The sequence below is a fragment of the Mucilaginibacter robiniae genome, from assembly GCF_012849215.1.
In the GTDB taxonomy this organism is placed as follows: Bacteria; Bacteroidota; Bacteroidia; order Sphingobacteriales; family Sphingobacteriaceae; genus Mucilaginibacter; species Mucilaginibacter robiniae.
In genome coordinates this window covers 3,921,203-3,938,663 of sequence record NZ_CP051682.1, presented here as the reverse complement: position 1 = coordinate 3,938,663, position 17,461 = coordinate 3,921,203, and the positions used below count along the sequence as shown (strand labels likewise).

The following is a 17,461-nucleotide window of genomic DNA, read 5'->3' as shown; positions in this document are numbered from 1 at the left end:
ATGCGTAAACTTTTGCTAATCGGTGGTTTGTTAACGATGTTGGGATTGGGACATGCATATGCCCAGCGTGATACTAGCATTACCCTCAATCCATACCGAAAGTCTTTCAACACTTTCTTAGCAGCCAATCCAGTATTGTTCGGCTTTCAAATAGGGGGAGGCATAGGCACTCAGCATTACTCGGCAGCTCAACAGGTATCTACACAATCAGTAGCTACGTTTAATGCAGCGGTTAAAGCTATATTGCCGCTTAACTATAAATATGCTGTTTACACCAGTTGTGGTATTACTAACAAAGGCGGTGTGTTATTTGAAGATGCATTAACCACTACTACTAAAATCACCTATCTGGATGTTCCGGTTAGCTTAGTACGTAAATTTACACTGCCCCTGTTGGGCAACTTATACGTAGGAGCAGGTGGTTACTTGTCGCGCGGTTTACGGGGCAAAACAAAGTTTGAAACACCTGATAGTGAATCATCAGACCAGTTGGTGTTTGGTAAAGGTAATGACCTACAACGTACAGATGCAGGCTTAAACTTTGTAGGAAGCCTTCAATTAAACAACAACTTAACTTTCAACGCTAGCTACGAACTGGGTTTAAGAAATATTGTTTCACAAATACAGCAGGATACCGGAACTTCGCATATTAACAACCGTTACCTTTCGGTAACTTTAGGTTATCTATTTAGTTTATAGTATGAAAAAACTGCTGCTTATCCGCCATGCTGAAGCTGTTGGCTATACTCCAAACGGCGATTTTCACCGCCCCTTATCTACTAAAGGTGAGCAACAACCAGCTGCTTTAGCACAGAATTTACAACAATCCGGATTCGTTCCACAGCATTTGGTTAGCAGCCCGGCACTGCGTACGCAAACTACTGTACAGATTATTGCCAATAGCTTACACCTTTCTACACCAGAATACAACGAAGCCATCTATGAAGCTAGTGAAGAAACTTTATTACAGGTAGTGAACCATTTTAACCCTCAATTAGACTTTGTAGGTTTAATAGGCCATAATCCAGGCATTAGCTATTTGTTATATAATCTCACCGGCGAGATACGAGATATACCGCCTTGTACAGCAGTAGTAATTAACTTTGAGGTAGATGATTGGGAATCTATAAGCCCAAATACAGGCACCTTAATTTACTATAACTCACCTGACAGTTTTTAACTAATTGCATACATTTTGCCCGGTAAGGATTGAATGTAACCCTGCATTTCCATATTCAGTAAGTTCATGGCCAACTGACTGGTAGGCATGTTGCTTTTAATACTTAAATCATCAATGGCAATGCCAACCTCTTGTTGTTGCAGAATTTCATAGATCCGCCTTTCTTCACTGCTTAAATCAATTGGCATCACAAATTGCTTAGGGGCAGTTTTAGCAGATTGCGCCTTATCCCACCCTAACAAAAAAGCTAAATCCTGCGCGCAGGTTAGTAAACCCGCTTTATGATTTCTGATCAGGAAGTTGCATCCCTCTGAAAATTCATCATTGATACGGCCAGGAAAAGCAAATACATCTTTATTATAAGAATTAGCAATTTCGGCAGTAATTAAAGCGCCACCTTTAATACCTGCCTCAATAACTACAGTAGCATCAGCCATACCAGCTACAATGCGGTTACGAGCCGGAAAGTTCTCCCGGTCAGGTTTTGTGCCCGATGGGTACTCACTTAGCCAACCGCCATTAAGCAGCATCTTATCAGCAACAGCTTTATTTTGATGCGGATAAATACGATCAAGCCCATGTCCAAGCACCCCTATTGTTGGTACCTCTAATCGTAAACTTTCTTTATGAGCAGCCACATCAATACCCAGTGCTAGGCCACTTACTACCAATACGTCATGCTGCTGTAAATCCTCAATCAATTGCTTACAAAGCAGTCGCCCATAGTCAGTAGCATTACGAGTACCCACTATACTTACCACGCGTTGACTGTTTAAATCAGCATTACCTTTACTATACAAAAGTATAGGTGCATCAGCACAACTCTTTAAACGCTTAGGGTAGTGGCTGTCGGTATAAAACAGCAAGTCAACATTGTTTTTTGTAACAAAGTCCAACTCTTGGTCAGCGCGTTGCAAAACGGATTCAAAGCTGAGTTGCTCAACCACATTGCGCCGCATACCTGGAACCTTCAGAAAACGGTTGGGCGATCCTGCAAATACTTCTTCAGCGTTGCCGAAGTAAGTTAGTAAAGCTTTTGATAGGGCTGGTCCTACACCTTTAATAAAGGTAAGAGCAATTTGGTGTTTTAATGACATAAGGTGGTGGCTAAAATTAAGGATTTTTCTGAAACAAACACCCTAAAACAATAGGTGTTGACAATCAGCGATTTATAGACAACATAAAATATAGTACTATAAAAATAGTTTATTAACTACATTTATAGTACTATATTTGGCAAACCAAACTATCAAAGTAGTTTATAAACTATCTAAATAGTTTAATTAAACTACAGAAATAGTTAGCGTTTTTAACTAGAAAATTGATGAAAGAATTAACCAAGGCAGAAGAACAGGTAATGCAAATTTTATGGCAATTGAAAGAAGGCATTGTAAAAGATGTTTTGGAGAAAATGCCCGACCCAAAACCAGCTTATAACACGGTATCAACTGTGGTTAGGGTACTGGAAGGTAAAGGTTTTATTAACCATAAAGCTTACGGAAATTCGCACGTGTATTTCCCAGTAGTAGGCGAAGAAGACTATAAAAAATTTGCGTTTGAAAAAGTGCTTAAAAGCTACTTTAATAACTCCTATAAATCACTGGTTTCTTACCTGGTAAAGGAGCAAAAACTAAATTTAACAGAGCTTGCCGAGCTGATATTGTTGGCCGAAAGGAGTAAAATAAAAGACAAATAAACGTCCAGTTGTGCTACATAACTGAGGTAATATTTACTTGATTGCTTTGCACGAGTTGTATTAGCTACTACTCCGTAAAGATACTTTTAATATAGCCATTTGGTTGTACTCCTCTATTGGGTATGCCAACATGTTGTAGCATTCTGCTTGTTCATACTGGCTGCTAATTACCGTCGGAGACTAAGCCTAAGTTCAACAGCTAGCAGGTAAATATTACGATTATTTAATCCAAACAGCTGCTGTTAAACTAAACACAAGCGATATAATGGCTTTAAATAAAGCCATTATAACTACTAATTTGATTGAGGCAATAGTATTTGATAGCCAACTTACATTAGTACCTTATAACGCTTTAAAAGCGGTATTTACATACATATAGTTTAAACAAAGCATTACACGCTAATTTACCAGACCAATATTCTTCTCTCCTACTCTACCCTGCATGATTTGTTTGTAAACTTAATGGAGGAGTTAAGGCTGGTTACTGCAGAACATGGCCTATTTACATTCGTCAAAAACAGGATTGTTATATTTTGCTGCTAAGCCTATCAGAACAACTTATTAGTTAATCGAGGTTATTTGTTCGATTTAGAACAATTTTAAAGCCCTATATGAGCTTATTGACGATTAGTTGAGGAAAGGTATAATGGAGTTAACGATGCTCGTGTATATAGCTTTAATGTACGTTTGTGTCAACTAGTCGGATAGATATTAGCAAACCTTCCTTCCAAAAAACCATAATGCACAAGTAAAGTATATTTTCCTATCACGATACATTGACCATACTTAATGTTTCTAAAATTTAAGTTAAGAGGCACTTTAGAGAAGTCCTAAATGAATAAGCTCCCAGTATCGGGAGTTTGGATCATTAATTAATACTTTAATTTAGGTATAGTAGTAAATTTAAAGACAATCAAGTAATTACGCTTTCACATAGATCACTTGCTTAGTTTCAAAAAACTCTTCTTCAAAATAGTTTTTCAATTCAAATTGCTGAACTACTAACCCCGATTCGGTAATCTCCTGTTTGAGGTCTCCACCTTTCAGATACAGTATGCCGTTGGCTAATTGATTATCTGATTTTTTAATGAACTTATCTTTTACCCAGGGATAAAAATCTTTCAACTGCGTTACTGCCCGCGATACTACAAAATTGAATTTACCCGGCACTTGCTCAGCACGGGTATGCGTTGCCTGAAGGTTTTGCAAGCCGATGGCTTTGGCTACTTCCTGCACTACTTTTATTTTTTTGCCAATAGAATCAACCAGATAAAACTTAGTTTCTGGGAACATAACAGCCAGAGGTATACCCGGAAAGCCACCACCTGTACCTACATCCAACACCTGTTCGCCAGGCATAAACTTCATTACTTTAGCTATTCCTAATGAATGCAGCACATGTCGCTCATAAAGCGCTTCAATGTCTTTACGTGATATTACATTAATTTGCTCATTCCAGTAGGTATATAATTCCTGCAACTGCGCATATTGCTGTAACTGCACTGGTGTTAGCTCAGGAAAGTATTTGGTTAGTAGCGTTGTACTCATCCTCTATCTAACCGGTTAATAATGTTGCCCAGCAAATACTTGGCCCGGAATAGCTGCGCCTTTACAGTACCTAGCGGCAAATCCAGCTGTGTTGAAATTTCTTCATACGATAGCTCATCAAAATACCTCAAGGTTAACAAATTGCGGTAACGAGGCGGCAAACTCTCAATCAGTAACTTCAGCTCTTGGCTTTGCTGCTTTTTGATAGACGTTTCTTCCGGATTTGGCTCATCGGCTTTAATTTGCAGCGGTCGGTCATCCTCTTCATCCATCATGTTGTTGATAGATACGGTATTCAGCTTCCGCTTTCTTAAAAAATCGATACAATTGTTGGTAGCCACCCTGAACAGCCAGGTACTAAAAGCAAAATCGGGCTGATACTTGTCTAGTTTTTCAAACGCTTTGGCGAAAGTTTCTACCGTTATGTCCATCGCATCTTCTTTATTGTTCACCATTTTAAGCGACATAAAGTAGATTGAATCTTTATAACGGTGCATTAAATCAGCATAGGCTTTTTGATTTCCCTCACGAGCTTTCAAGACTAACTGATAATCATTTTTAGCATTTTCCGTAAAATTTGCATTTACTTCCATCGGGTTGTTTTAATAAAAGTTCCTATCAATCCAAATACATTTAAATACACATAATAAATCAAGTCCCAAAAAGGCAGAAACCATAATAAGCTTGCATTACCTAACTTGTGTGCTGCCTTACGAAACACAATCCATTGCACTAATAGTTTTAAAACATATACGCTGCCTAAAACTAAAGGTTGCAATCGATAGTACAAACTAAGTACCAGTAAAATATAAAATAAAAATCCGCTTACCGCATCCAGGCTTAACAACCATTTGTGCCGAGCCTTATACAAGCCTCCAACGCCCATATGGCGTTTTTTTTGCCTAAAGTAACTGCTAAATGTACTTTTAGCTTCGCTATATGTAAATGCTCCGGGATGAATTTCAATTACTGTATTATCTGCAGTAGCGTTCTGATTAACAAACAAATCATCATCACCAGATAGGACATGTAGATGTGAAGCAAAACCTTTTCTTTTAAAAAACAAAGATTTTGTGTAGGCCAAATTACGGCCAATTCCCATATAAGCTTTACGCCCCAGCGCTGCCGATAAATAGTTAATAGCAGTACGCAATGTTTCAAACCGGATAAAAGCATTCAGAAAACCAGCCGTTTTACGGTAAGGCGAATAGCCCAGCACAATCTCAGTTGTTCCGGTAAAATTCTGGGCCATAAGGGTAATCCAGTTTTCAGAGGCCGGCTCACAATCTGCATCGGTAAACAGCAGGTGCTCATACCGGGCGGCTTTAATACCCATGGTTAAGGCAAACTTTTTACCGGTCTTAAATTTACGGTGCTCAGTTACAGTAACTAATTTTAAATGCGGGTACTTTTCACTGAAATGAAGCAGTACATTATGCGAATCATCTACCGAACAATCATTAACTACCACCACCTCAAAAGTTGGATACAGTTGTTCCAATATGGTAGGAAGGTAACGCTGCAAGTTTTCGGCTTCGTTACGTGCACTAATGATTACTGAAATGGGTAAACTATTGGGTTCAACTTCTGGTAGCCGGTAAGCTGCTATGCGGCGCTGTCGCAACAGTAGAAATCCCATCTGGATAATAAAGCAGAGCAGAAATAGCGCAAGAAGTACTACAGGTAAATAAACTTCCAAACCAATAAACGATAATAGTTTAAAGTGCAAAGTTGTTAAAATAAACCGAATTGCAAGATACTTAATTATTAACCTTCCCGTGTGTAAAGCTTATTTACTAATTTTGCCTACTTACAATGAAGTTTAATTTAACCGCACAAGATAAATTTTCAAAAGCCAGGGCTGGCGAAGTAACTACCGATCATGGTGTTATTCAAACTCCCATATTCATGCCCGTTGGCACCGCAGGTACTGTAAAAGCAGTACATCAGCGGGAATTGAAAGAAGATATTAAAGCCCAGATTATTCTGGGCAATACCTACCACTTATATCTGCGCCCTGGTTTACATACGCTGGAACAAGCCGGTGGCCTACATAAGTTTAATGGATGGGATAAACCTATACTAACCGATAGTGGTGGTTATCAGGTGTATTCACTTACTGATGTGCGAAAAATTAAAGAAGAAGGCGTAACTTTCCGGTCGCATATTGATGGTTCAAAGCATTTATTTACGCCAGAATCAGCCATGGATATTCAGCGCATTATCGGTGCGGATATTATCATGGCTTTTGATGAATGCACACCCTACCCTTGTGATTATCAATACGCCCGCAAATCAATTGAAATGACGCACCGCTGGTTAAAGCGCTGCTGCGACCGGTTTGATAGTACCGAGCCAAAGTACGGTTATAGCCAAACTTTGTTCCCGATTGTTCAGGGCTCGGTTTATAAAGATTTGCGTGAAAAATCAGCCGAAGTGATTGCTTCGTTTGATCGGGAAGGTAATGCCATAGGCGGCCTTTCGGTAGGAGAACCGGCTGAAGAAATGTATGCCATGACTGAGGTGGTATGCAACATACTCCCACAACAAAAGCCACGTTACTTGATGGGCGTAGGCACACCGGTAAACATACTGGAAAATATTGCTCTAGGCATTGATATGTTTGATTGTGTGATGCCCACCCGCAATGCACGCAACGGTATGCTATTTACTCGCAATGGTATTATCAACATCCGCAATGAAAAGTGGAAAAATGATTTTTCAGCAATTGATGCAGAAAGTGATTTATGGGTAGATACTGCACACACCAAAGCTTACTTACGCCATTTAATTACTTCGGGCGAAATATTAGGCGCACAAATTGCGAGCTTACATAACCTTCATTTTTACTTATGGCTGGTTAATCAGGCCCGTGAAAAGATAATATCGGGCGAGTTTTACAGTTGGAAAGAAAGTATGGTGAAACAATTAGCACAACGCCTGTAATGCAAACACTCCTGAACCGGTGGATTAAGGTAATTGACTGGTACATTATCCGTAAATACCTGGGCACCTTTAGTTTTACTTTGGGCTTGTTTTTGGTAATTATCGTAGTTTTTGATGTATCGGAACACTTGGATGATTTTTTGAAATATCACGCCCCCTTAAGTGCCGTGATATTTCAGTATTATGCCGGTTACCTGCCATTTTATGCCAACATCTTATTACCACTGATTAACTTTTTGGCGGTGATCTTCTTTACAGCTAAGATGGCTAACCAGACGGAAATTGTACCCATTCTGAGTGGCAAAATGAGTTTTAATCGTTTCTTGTGGCCTTATTTCTTATCCTCAAGCCTCATCTTTATTTGTTTTCTTTTTGCCAATATCTACCTTATTCCTTATACAAATAAGCTGGATATTGATTTTGAAAACACGTATTTTAACCGGGATGAAGACCCTACCAAGCGCGAATTACACATGCAATTGGACAAGCATACCTTCATCTATCTGCAATCGTACGACGAAACCATCAAGACGGGCTATAACTTCATTCTGGAAAAGTATAATGGCGACGAATTAAAAATGAAGCTGACCGCTCCGACCATTGTTTACGACTCGTTGAAGAAAAGCTGGTCAATCATGAACTACTCTACCCGCTATGTAAATGGCATGAAGGAAGGAATAAATAAGGGTATAAAAAAAGACACTACGTTGGATATGCGCCCGTCTGATTTCGAGGCCCATGTGAATATTTACAAAGCTATGTCAACCAGCGAGCTCAGTAAAAACATTGAAAAAGAAAAACTACGTGGCACAGGCACATTAACTATTATGTTGTTGGAAAAGTACCGGCGCTTTGTTTACCCGCTATCTGCTTACGTACTGGCCTTAATTGGCGTTTCTATCTCCTCTCGGAAGGTGAGGGGAGGGATAGGTTTACCGCTGGGTATTGGCATTTTCCTGTGTTTCACTTATATTGTAGTTGACCGCTTTGCCAACGTTTTTTCTTTAAATGCGGGTTTACCACCCATTATAGCCGTTTTTATACCCAACATATTGTTTGGATTACTCGGTTATTATTTACTTTATAAAGCGCCTAAATAATGCCTTCAGCCACTACCAATACTACATCAACAGGCTTAAGCAAGAACCTGTTGATTTTACATTTTACTGTATTTATATGGGGCTTTACTGGTATATTGGGCAAGCTGATTACCATTACTGCTGTAAACCTGGTATGGTACCGCGTACTGATTGCATTTTGCACCCTATTTTTATATTTCAAATTCAATAAAACCGATTTTAAACTCAACCGCCGCACCTTTCTGGAACTTTTTTTTACAGGTGCATTGGTAGGCGGACACTGGATCTTATTCTTTCAGGCTATTAAAGTTTCTACAGTATCTGTAACGTTGGTCTGCCTGTCTTCTCTTACTTTATTTACCGCCATTTTTGAACCGCTGATTAACAAAAAGCCTATTTCTAAACTGGAAATCTTATCCGGCATACTCATTATTACAGGTATCATATTAATCTTCAAGTTTGAAACGCAATATAAACTAGGCATTACTCTGGGGCTTTTAAGTGCTGCATGTGCCAGTTTATTCTCTATTATCAACTCTCGCCAAGTTAAGAACCTACAAGCTCCTGTAATTGCTTTTTATGAGCTTATGGGAGCCCTCTGCTGGATCACCTTATTTATCTTCTTTAATAATCATTTCAGCCAAATGGTATTGCCTAGCAGTACTGATATTGGCTATTTGCTTATCCTAGGCACCATTTGTACTTCTCTGGCTTATGTAGCCGGAGTATCCGTCATGCGTGAGCTTTCGGCCTTTAAAGTAGCTTTAATTACCAACCTCGAACCGGTGTATGGCATTATCATGGCATTTGTATTTTTCGGCGATATGCATACACTAAGCTTGGGGTTCTGGGCAGGAGCTATTATTATTCTTTCTACCATTTTTCTGTTCCCACTGGCCCAAAAACAAATCAGCAAGTTTAAAAACCGCTAAGTACATTTTACTCATTTCAGGGTTTCTATTATCTCTATTTTACTTGTAGTATATACAGGTATAACAGTTATGCTTTGTCCATGTTGTAAGCAGTAGCTCGCTCGTCTACAACGTTACTTATACAACTCCTAAACTCCATCAAGCTTCTCTTATAAGCTTGATGGAGTTTTTGATATAATACCAGAACAAGCCATTGTTAAAAACACCAGCCCTAAAACTGCTTAACTATTTCAAACGATTTTAAAGCCTTATAAGGCACTATATTTTCCAAAGAAGGTAGTTCATTAAAGCAGCAATGTCATGCTAACCTAAGCAACATGAAAATTTTGACTTAGTGTAATAATGCAAGAACAATTTTCAAGTTGACGTTGTGAAATATTAAGATATATCATCTATATTTCACCTTAATCAATAAACCATATGCATCACAAATGTTATTGATATACAATACATAATTCATACTACATAAAATTTTACTTAACACTTTGCAAACACTACAACCAAAATAAAACTAACATATTTAGCAAATCAATGATAAAAGTAATTTAATAGTAAGATATTTTGGTAATTTTCAGCGCTTTATCATTTTCAACATAAACCATTTTTAACAATAGAGATTAATTCGTAGCTACAATACATAGTGTATAATTTTCATGAAAATAAAGGTTAGCCATATAGGCTATTATTCGTCACCCTTATACTGCTATTAAACTTAATGTGCAGAGTTAAAATCAGGAAAATCTTATAGATTAAAATTGAATTTGCTCGGTGCTTCATTTAGGAAAAACACCCAAAAAGTATTAGTATTAACTTTTAAAAAGAAAAAGACAAAAGATGAGTTTCAAAACCATTATAGCCATAATTATTACCATAGCTCTTACCATAACCATTATGCAAAATCCCGAGCCGGCTACCTTTACTATTTTGTTTGTACCGGTTACTTTGCCTAAATTGATAATGCTGACCTCAGTATCAGTTGGTGGTTTTTTATTGGGGGTATTGGTAAGTCGGCCAAAGCGTAACAGGTACAGCAATCACCCCTACCCTAACGATGAAGATGAAGATAACGATGATGGATCATCCAGTACACTAAGTGACGAGGATAGAGAATATATAAGTTGAACAGAAACTAAACAGAAAGATACATCTGATGCTGCAGCTCTAAATGTTTTAAATTGGGGGTTTGCTTAAATAAGCCGAATACAGAAGCGCCGCTTCCACTCATGCTGGCATATAAAGCGCCTGCCTTATATAAAGCATTTTTTACGTTACTGATAATCGGGTGATGTTTGAAGATGTTGATCTCAAAATCATTTTTAATATGATGTCGCCACTCCGTTACTGGTAGTTGAATGAGCTCCTGTAGTGGACGACTAGCAGGTGCAGGTTTAATGCCGCCATAAGCTTCGGCGGTAGATACATGCACGGGCGGCATAATCAGTACTATAACGTACGCCGATAAATCTACCTGAACAGGCTCAAACCTGTCTCCTTTCTCAAAAGCAAACACGGGTTTGTTCTCGATGAAAAAAGCACAGTCAGCCCCTAGTTGCCGGGCATACTCCATCATGGCTTCATTACTGAGCGACAAATTAAAATGCTGGTTTACCAGCTTAACAAAAAAAGCAGCATCTGCAGATCCGCCACCTAGTCCTGCTCCTATAGGTATATGTTTATGCAAATGAATGCTGACTGGCGGTATATCATAATCTTTTTTTAGCAAGTGGTACGCCTTTAAACATAAATTACTTTCCGGATTACCAGGTATGGCAATACCTGATGATTGAAAGCTCAACATTTTACTCTCTACTATTTCCAAGGCATCTTTAATTTGCACCGGGTAAAAAACCGTTTCCAGATTATGATAGCCATCTTCACGGCGTTCAGTAATATTTAAACCTAAATTAATTTTAGCGTTCGGGAAAGTAATCATAGCAATGTTTGTCAGCTTACCCATGTTAATGGTAAGGATTGAAAAATAGTTTGATTTTCTTTCTGCAAGAATATGCATTTTTGCTGAGTAGGTCACCTACTCTATCTCCTCAAGTTTGTTATGAAGCAATATTTGGACTTAATGCGCCATGTTTTGGAAAACGGCGCACAGAAACACGATCGTACGGGTACTGGCACCATCAGTGTATTTGGTTACCAAATGCGCTTTAACCTGCAGGAAGGCTTCCCTCTAGTAACCACCAAGAAGCTTCACTTAAAATCAATCATCCATGAACTGATTTGGTTTTTGAGTGGTGATACGAACATTAAATATTTAAAGGATAATGGTGTGCGCATTTGGGACGAGTGGGCTGATGAACAAGGCAATTTAGGCCCGGTATATGGCTACCAATGGCGTTCATGGCCTACGCCAGATGGTCGGCATATTGACCAGATTAGTCAGGTGGTACATCAATTGAAACACAACCCAGATTCACGGCGTATTATGGTATCTGCCTGGAACGTGGCCGATGTAGATCAAATGGCTCTCCCACCCTGTCATAGCTTGTTCCAATTTTATGTAGCACCTGCTGATGCTGCTAAAGGTGAAACCAAAGGGAAGTTATCATGCCAGTTGTACCAACGCAGTGCTGATATATTCTTAGGCGTACCTTTCAACATAGCTTCTTATGCATTGCTTACCATGATGATGGCCCAAGTGTGCGATTTGGAATATGGCGATTTTATCCACACGTTTGGTGATGCTCATTTATACAATAACCATATTGAGCAAGCCAAATTGCAGCTTAGCCGTGAACCCCGACCTTTGCCTATTATGAAGATCAACCCGGAGGTAAAAAGCATATTTGATTTCAAGTACGAAGATTTTCAGCTGGAAAACTACGATCCGTGGCCACACATCAAAGGTGCAGTAGCGGTATAGTTAACGAAAAATAGGATTGTCATAAAGGTTTCACCAACATACATTCACCAAAAACGCTTGTATAACTACAGTAATTTTGCTAAATTCGTTGGCAATGAATGAGAATTTAGATCCTAACCGGGAACGATTAAGCGGCACCGAGCGCGACATTGAAAAAGTGTTGCGACCACAGGCTTTTGAAGATTTTACCGGTCAGCATAAAATATTAGCAAACTTAAAAGTATTTGTACAGGCTGCCCGTCAGCGTCGCGAATCATTAGACCATGTACTGCTGCATGGCCCACCAGGACTAGGTAAAACTACCCTGTCGCACATTATTGCCAATGAAATGGGGGTTGGCATTAAAATTACCTCAGGTCCGGTATTGGATAAGCCTGGCGACTTGGCCGGCCTATTAACTAATCTGGAACCCGGCGACATTTTATTTATTGACGAGATACATCGTTTAAGTCCGCTGGTGGAAGAATACTTGTATTCGGCAATGGAGGACTTCAAAATTGACATCATGCTGGAGAGCGGCCCCAATGCCCGTTCTGTACAGATTTCTTTAAATCCGTTCACCTTAGTAGGCGCTACTACACGTTCAGGCTTGTTAACAGCTCCGCTACGTGCCCGATTTGGCATTAATTCCCGATTAGAATATTATGATGCCAAGTTGCTTACCACTATTGTATTGCGCTCGGCATCCATCTTGAACACCCCTATTAATGATGAAGGAGCTTATGAGATTGCTCGTCGCAGCCGAGGCACCCCACGTATAGCTAATGCCCTACTGCGCCGTACACGTGATTTTGCTCAGATTAAAGGTAATGGCAGTATTGACCCAGCTATTGCCAAATACGCGCTGAACGCACTGAATGTGGACGAGCATGGCTTAGACGAGATGGATAACAAAATCCTGCTCACCATTATTGAAAAGTTTAAAGGCGGCCCAGTAGGCGTAAAAACAATTGCTACCGCCGTTGGTGAAGACGAAGGCACTATTGAAGAAGTTTATGAGCCATTCCTGATTCAGGAAGGTTACCTGATGCGTACCTCACGTGGCCGTGAAGCTACTGATAATGCCTACCGCCATTTAGGTATTATGCGTGCCAGTGCAGCGCCCAAATTATTTTAGTAATTAGCATAGCAATTAGCCATTGGAGTTTAATAATTCCGATGGCTAATCTGTAAAAAGATTTAGCGGTACTCTACTTGGATTTCGTCTTCTCTATTTTTTGCTTTTCTTTTTCTTCAAACGCCGACTATTCTTTAAGTTATACAGGCTGAATAACTTAGTCCTGATTTGCCAATTACAAATGCTGTATTCACCTCATTCTACAGTTTTCAACTTATAAAAATCTGGCATCATCAGCAAACAGATAGCCCTTTTCCGGTGTCATTAAAGCAATAAACTAACCATACTATGCCATCGGATATCGTAATCAAGTGCAGTCATGCACTCAAAGATCAAGATTTAACCATAGCTTTTGCTGAAAGTGTTACGGCTGGAAAATTTATTTCAGAATTTGCATTGATACCCAATTGCGGCAAAGTGCTTAAGGGTGGTATAGCCTGTTATGATGTAAGTGTAAAAGTTAACTTAATGGGCGTATCTCAGGAAACGCTTGATCAATTCACGCCTGAATCGGCCGAAGTAACAGAAGAGTTAGCCATTGGCCTTCGCAAGCTTATGCCTGCCGACGTGATTGTAGCGGTTACAGGCCTAGCTGCCCCTGGTGGTAGTGAAACAGAAGAAAAGCCGGTAGGTACAGTGTTTATACACGGCTTCATCAAAGATAAACCATGGAAACAACGCCTGTTTATTGATGACGAGCCTGAGCAGGTTATTTTGAAATCTATTGATACCGTAGCTGAATATTTGCTTCAACAGTTACCTCCACCAACCATACCACCCAACTGCTAAATTAATGCTCTGATTAGCACATTGCCCTTAATTTATACTATTTTCGTGCCGCTTAACTAGCTAAGTCATTTAAATACATGTTTAAACTATCTTCTCTATTCTTATCCGTATGCACGTTGGGCATGATGGGTTGCCATTCCGGTACAGCCAAGCAAGCCGCAAACAATTCAAATGCAACAAGCACAACTACAGTAATTACAGAAGAAACGACAACTGCTGTAGCTACCAAACCCAGTGGCAAAAAGGCTTCAAATGCTGAAATTATGCAACGCAAGCAGGTTCCGGTAATTTGCTATCACCAGATACGCGATTGGAGAGCTACTGACTCTAAAAGCGCGAAAGATTATATTGTACAGATTGCTGCCTTTAAAGAGCATATTAAAATGCTGGCCGATAGTGGCTACCATACCATTTTGCCCGATCAATTATACAATTATCTGGTTTACGGCACTTCATTGCCTAGCAAACCTATCATACTCACGTTTGATGATACTGACCTGGACCAATTTACCATAGCTCGGCCCGAATTGAAAAAGTATGGTTTTAAAGGCGTGTATTTTGTAATGACAGTATCGTTAGGCAGGCCACATTACATGAGCAGTGAGCAGGTGAAACAATTATCAGACGAGGGCAATGTGATTGGCAGCCATACCTGGGACCACCATAACTTTAAAAAGTTTCAGGGTAAAGATTGGGAAATACAGTTGGATAAACCGACTAAGAAGCTGGAAGATATTACAGGTAAAAAGATTGACTACTTTGCCTATCCATTTGGCTTGTGGAACGAACAGGGTTTACCTGAGTTGCATAAACGTGGTTTTAAGATTGCTTTCCAGCTAGCCGAAAAACGAGATGCAAACGATCCGTTAATGACTGTACGCCGCATTTTGGATAGCGGTTACTGGAGCGCCAAAACTTTAAGCAATAGCATTAAAAATAGCTTTTAACAGGGCTATTTAAATAACATACTTTATTGTCAACAAAATAGCCTTTCCAAATGGAAAGGCTATTTTGTTTTATAAGTTCTCGTTTGCTGGTCCTTGACCTTTATTAGAAGATTGATCCGTTGATGGTCCTGGATCTCCGCTATCGTTATCCGGAACTACGGTATCTACTCGTGTATTATCAGGTTTATTTTGTTCGGTAGGAGTTTCACCTTTTTTTGACAATTGGCTATCACCTGCGTTTTCACCTAAATTATCGTTGCTTACGCTAGGGTCATTGCCATTTTGCTTATTATCATTCGTTTCCATAGTATATAGATGTTAGTTTTTTTTAATTTATTATTCTGCAATCCATTTAACTGCTTCGTCCAGTTTATCCAAGCTAAACCCTTTAGAATGGCCTGGTAGTAAGTAGTTCACAATGTTCGATGCTGTCCACTCAATGCTATGCTGATCGGTTACAATAGCTACCTTTTTCCACTTGGTAAAATGTTTCAGGGCAAGTTTTAAATCCTGGAACCAGGTACCTAAAGCAAAGTTCTGTACATTGGTTTCCAGCACAATCAGGTAATTGATTTCGCCCTGGCGTTTGGCTAAATCTTCCAAGCGTGGCACCAGTACTTTATCATAATCCTCTTTAGTTACCTCACCAATGGCATGGATACCTACTACATGTTCGGGTAAATCATTTATGAATTGAAGCATAGTATAATTATCGTTATGGTTAATATTGATTATACAACACTAATCAGCGTAATGTGTTTGTGCCGAATGTTAACTCCCTGTTAAAATGACAGTTGATTAAATTACCGGTAAAAATGAATATCTATCTTTGCATAACTTGAAGCAGCATCTGTCAACATATAGCCAGCAAATTAAAGCTGAGGCCCAACGCCTTGGATTTATGTTTTGCGGTATAGCAAAAGCAGATTTTCTGGAAGAAGAAGCGCCGCGGCTGGAAAACTGGCTTAAACAGGGCCACCATGGCGAAATGCAGTACATGGAAAACTATTTTGACAAACGGCTTGACCCACGCCTGTTAGTTGATGATGCCAAATCTGTAATTTCATTAGCACTCAATTATTACACGGATAAACAACAAACAGACCCGCTGGCTCCCAAAATTTCCAAATATGCTTACGGGATGGATTATCACGATGTGATTAAAGACAAGCTAAAGCAACTGTTATATTTTATGCAGGAAACCATAGGCCAGGTAAACGGCCGGGCCTTTGTGGATTCAGCACCAGTGTTAGACCGGGCCTGGGCCAAACGTTCGGGGTTAGGCTGGATAGGTAAAAACAGTAACCTGATTAACAAAAAAAGCGGTTCTTTCTTTTTTTTGGCTGAATTGATTGTAGATGCCGAACTGGAATATGATGTAGCGCCTACTATTGATCATTGCGGTACATGTACCCGCTGCATAGATGCCTGCCCTACCGATGCTATTGTTGCACCTTACGTAGTAGATGGCAGTCGTTGCATATCTTACCTGACTATTGAACTAAAAAATAATTTACCAGAAGAGTTCAAAGGAAAAACAGACGATTGGATGTTTGGCTGCGATGTATGCCAAAATGTATGCCCTTGGAACCGTTTTTCTATAACTCACCAGGAACCAGCCTTTGAGCCACATCCGGAGTTATTAGACATGACACGCCGCGACTGGCAGGAAATTACACATGATACCTTTCAGCAAGTTTTCAAGAAATCAGCAGTGAAGCGCACGAAGTTTACGGGACTAAAACGCAATATTGAATTTTTAGGATAAACGTGCGGTTCGCAATATTGCTATTTGCCAAGCTGCGACTCTCGTTCTTCCAACACCTTTTGTATGGCTTTAATTAAGAGATTATTGGCATCTTTTAATTGTGGGTCTCCGTCGTAAGCGGCATCAAACAATACCTTTTTGGTTTTCTTTTTATAGGCAAACTCGATAAGATAGTGCGGCGACTTCTGCCCGGTAGATTTAAAAGCGCTATTTTCTTCCACTTCCGGGAAATTCCAAAAACCTAAATCAGCTGCTTTACGATGTAAATAAAGCATTTCATCACGGGTAATTTTCAGATTAGTTTTTACCAGCTTATCACGGCTATCCAGATATTGGTAATCGCCAGTTTTTGAATTGTACTTATTCACCAAACTATCCCCTTCGCCGTACTCAAGCCGTATGTACTGGAAATCAGAAAAACGATAAGGTGCATTTTTCACCATCATGCCATAATAATAGGCGCAATACAGCAGAATAGGAACAACGATACTAAACAGGAAGAATATTTTTTTGGAATGATCGGACATCTTTTATTGAATGATTGATTTGTTGAAGAGCGAATTACTAGAAAGAACCCGGTCAAC

The 17,461-nt window shown here is 39.5% G+C and carries 20 protein-coding genes; 12 read left to right on the top strand and 8 right to left on the bottom strand.

The features are described 5' to 3' along the window. Complete coding sequence (locus tag HH214_RS17280) at nucleotides 1-699, top strand: outer membrane beta-barrel protein (RefSeq protein ID WP_169609722.1); 699 nt, start codon at nucleotides 1-3, stop codon at nucleotides 697-699. Nucleotide 700: 1 nt separating this feature from the next. Beyond that, complete coding sequence (locus tag HH214_RS17275; RefSeq protein WP_169609720.1) at nucleotides 701-1,180, top strand: SixA phosphatase family protein; 480 nt, start codon at nucleotides 701-703, stop codon at nucleotides 1,178-1,180. On the opposite strand, the gene dprA is transcribed toward HH214_RS17275, so the two are convergent. Beyond that, on the bottom strand, nucleotides 1,177-2,277 hold the full coding sequence (gene dprA / locus HH214_RS17270; RefSeq protein ID WP_169609718.1) for a DNA-processing protein DprA: 1,101 nt from the start codon (nucleotides 2,275-2,277) through the stop codon (nucleotides 1,177-1,179). The two genes, HH214_RS17275 and dprA, sit on opposite strands and share 4 nt — an antisense overlap. A gap of 260 nt (nucleotides 2,278-2,537) precedes the next feature. Here dprA and HH214_RS17265 point away from each other — a divergent pair, with 260 nt between their 5' ends. After that, a complete protein-coding gene (locus tag HH214_RS17265) occupies nucleotides 2,538-2,876 on the top strand; it encodes a BlaI/MecI/CopY family transcriptional regulator (protein WP_390622386.1) in 339 nt (112 codons plus the stop codon). A gap of 921 nt (nucleotides 2,877-3,797) precedes the next feature. On the opposite strand, the gene rsmG is transcribed toward HH214_RS17265, so the two are convergent. Genes rsmG through HH214_RS17250 form a run of 3 tightly spaced genes read right to left on the bottom strand, consistent with a single transcriptional unit; the run spans nucleotide 3,798 to nucleotide 6,063 of the window. Next, nucleotides 3,798-4,424: a 16S rRNA (guanine(527)-N(7))-methyltransferase RsmG gene (rsmG, locus tag HH214_RS17260; protein ID WP_169609715.1), complete on the bottom strand. Its 627-nt coding sequence runs from the start codon at nucleotides 4,422-4,424 to the stop codon at nucleotides 3,798-3,800. Next, nucleotides 4,421-5,017, bottom strand: a complete 597-nt coding sequence (locus tag HH214_RS17255; RefSeq protein WP_169609713.1) for an RNA polymerase sigma factor — start codon at nucleotides 5,015-5,017, stop codon at nucleotides 4,421-4,423. The genes rsmG and HH214_RS17255 overlap by 4 nt, the downstream gene beginning before the upstream one ends. After that, entirely contained in the window at nucleotides 5,008-6,063 is a 1,056-nt protein-coding gene (locus tag HH214_RS17250; RefSeq protein ID WP_169609712.1) for a glycosyltransferase, read from the bottom strand. The genes HH214_RS17255 and HH214_RS17250 overlap by 10 nt, the downstream gene beginning before the upstream one ends. 176 nt (nucleotides 6,064-6,239) lie before the next feature. Between HH214_RS17250 and tgt the strand changes: the two genes are divergently transcribed. The 4 genes from tgt (at nucleotide 6,240) to HH214_RS17230 (ending at nucleotide 10,503) form a co-directional block, all read left to right on the top strand. Next, nucleotides 6,240-7,370 carry a tRNA guanosine(34) transglycosylase Tgt gene (gene tgt, locus HH214_RS17245; protein WP_169609710.1) on the top strand — a complete coding sequence of 377 codons (1,131 nt, stop codon included), beginning with the start codon at nucleotides 6,240-6,242 and terminating at the stop codon, nucleotides 7,368-7,370. Beyond that, nucleotides 7,370-8,470 (top strand): LptF/LptG family permease, encoded by a 1,101-nt coding sequence (locus HH214_RS17240; RefSeq protein ID WP_211166243.1) that lies wholly within the window; start codon nucleotides 7,370-7,372, stop codon nucleotides 8,468-8,470. The genes tgt and HH214_RS17240 overlap by 1 nt, the downstream gene beginning before the upstream one ends. Next, complete coding sequence (locus HH214_RS17235) at nucleotides 8,470-9,381, top strand: DMT family transporter (RefSeq protein ID WP_169609708.1); 912 nt, start codon at nucleotides 8,470-8,472, stop codon at nucleotides 9,379-9,381. The genes HH214_RS17240 and HH214_RS17235 overlap by 1 nt, the downstream gene beginning before the upstream one ends. 834 nt (nucleotides 9,382-10,215) lie before the next feature. Then, a complete protein-coding gene (locus HH214_RS17230) occupies nucleotides 10,216-10,503 on the top strand; it encodes a LapA family protein (RefSeq protein WP_169609706.1) in 288 nt (95 codons plus the stop codon). Nucleotides 10,504-10,510: 7 nt separating this feature from the next. Here the strand turns inward: HH214_RS17230 and ispE are convergent, their stop codons facing one another. Continuing rightward, nucleotides 10,511-11,338 (bottom strand): 4-(cytidine 5'-diphospho)-2-C-methyl-D-erythritol kinase, encoded by an 828-nt coding sequence (gene ispE, locus HH214_RS17225; RefSeq protein WP_315853175.1) that lies wholly within the window; start codon nucleotides 11,336-11,338, stop codon nucleotides 10,511-10,513. 96 nt (nucleotides 11,339-11,434) lie between these two features. On the opposite strand from ispE, the gene HH214_RS17220 reads away from it, so the two are divergent. The 4 genes from HH214_RS17220 (at nucleotide 11,435) to HH214_RS17205 (ending at nucleotide 15,109) form a co-directional block, all read left to right on the top strand. After that, nucleotides 11,435-12,256, top strand: a complete 822-nt coding sequence (locus tag HH214_RS17220) for a thymidylate synthase (RefSeq protein ID WP_169609704.1) — start codon at nucleotides 11,435-11,437, stop codon at nucleotides 12,254-12,256. A 94-nt stretch (nucleotides 12,257-12,350) separates the two neighbouring features. Continuing rightward, nucleotides 12,351-13,373 (top strand): Holliday junction branch migration DNA helicase RuvB, encoded by a 1,023-nt coding sequence (gene ruvB, locus HH214_RS17215; protein ID WP_169609702.1) that lies wholly within the window; start codon nucleotides 12,351-12,353, stop codon nucleotides 13,371-13,373. Between the two features lie 288 nt (nucleotides 13,374-13,661). Next, entirely contained in the window at nucleotides 13,662-14,162 is a 501-nt protein-coding gene (locus HH214_RS17210) for a CinA family protein (protein ID WP_169609700.1), read from the top strand. A gap of 77 nt (nucleotides 14,163-14,239) precedes the next feature. Beyond that, nucleotides 14,240-15,109: a polysaccharide deacetylase family protein gene (locus HH214_RS17205; RefSeq protein ID WP_169609699.1), complete on the top strand. Its 870-nt coding sequence runs from the start codon at nucleotides 14,240-14,242 to the stop codon at nucleotides 15,107-15,109. Nucleotides 15,110-15,178: 69 nt separating this feature from the next. On the opposite strand, the gene HH214_RS17200 is transcribed toward HH214_RS17205, so the two are convergent. Beyond that, the gene (locus HH214_RS17200; RefSeq protein ID WP_169609697.1) at nucleotides 15,179-15,415 is read right to left on the bottom strand and encodes a hypothetical protein; all 237 of its coding nucleotides are present in this window, start codon (nucleotides 15,413-15,415) and stop codon (nucleotides 15,179-15,181) included. A gap of 30 nt (nucleotides 15,416-15,445) precedes the next feature. Further along, nucleotides 15,446-15,811, bottom strand: coding sequence for a SpoIIAA family protein (locus HH214_RS17195; protein ID WP_169609695.1), 366 nt, complete (start codon nucleotides 15,809-15,811; stop codon nucleotides 15,446-15,448). 136 nt (nucleotides 15,812-15,947) lie between these two features. Here HH214_RS17195 and queG point away from each other — a divergent pair, with 136 nt between their 5' ends. Next, entirely contained in the window at nucleotides 15,948-16,877 is a 930-nt protein-coding gene (gene queG / locus HH214_RS17190; protein WP_169609693.1) for a tRNA epoxyqueuosine(34) reductase QueG, read from the top strand. 20 nt (nucleotides 16,878-16,897) lie between these two features. On the opposite strand, the gene HH214_RS17185 is transcribed toward queG, so the two are convergent. Continuing rightward, on the bottom strand, nucleotides 16,898-17,404 hold the full coding sequence (locus tag HH214_RS17185; RefSeq protein ID WP_211166242.1) for a hypothetical protein: 507 nt from the start codon (nucleotides 17,402-17,404) through the stop codon (nucleotides 16,898-16,900). Nucleotides 17,405-17,461 lie beyond the last annotated feature (57 nt).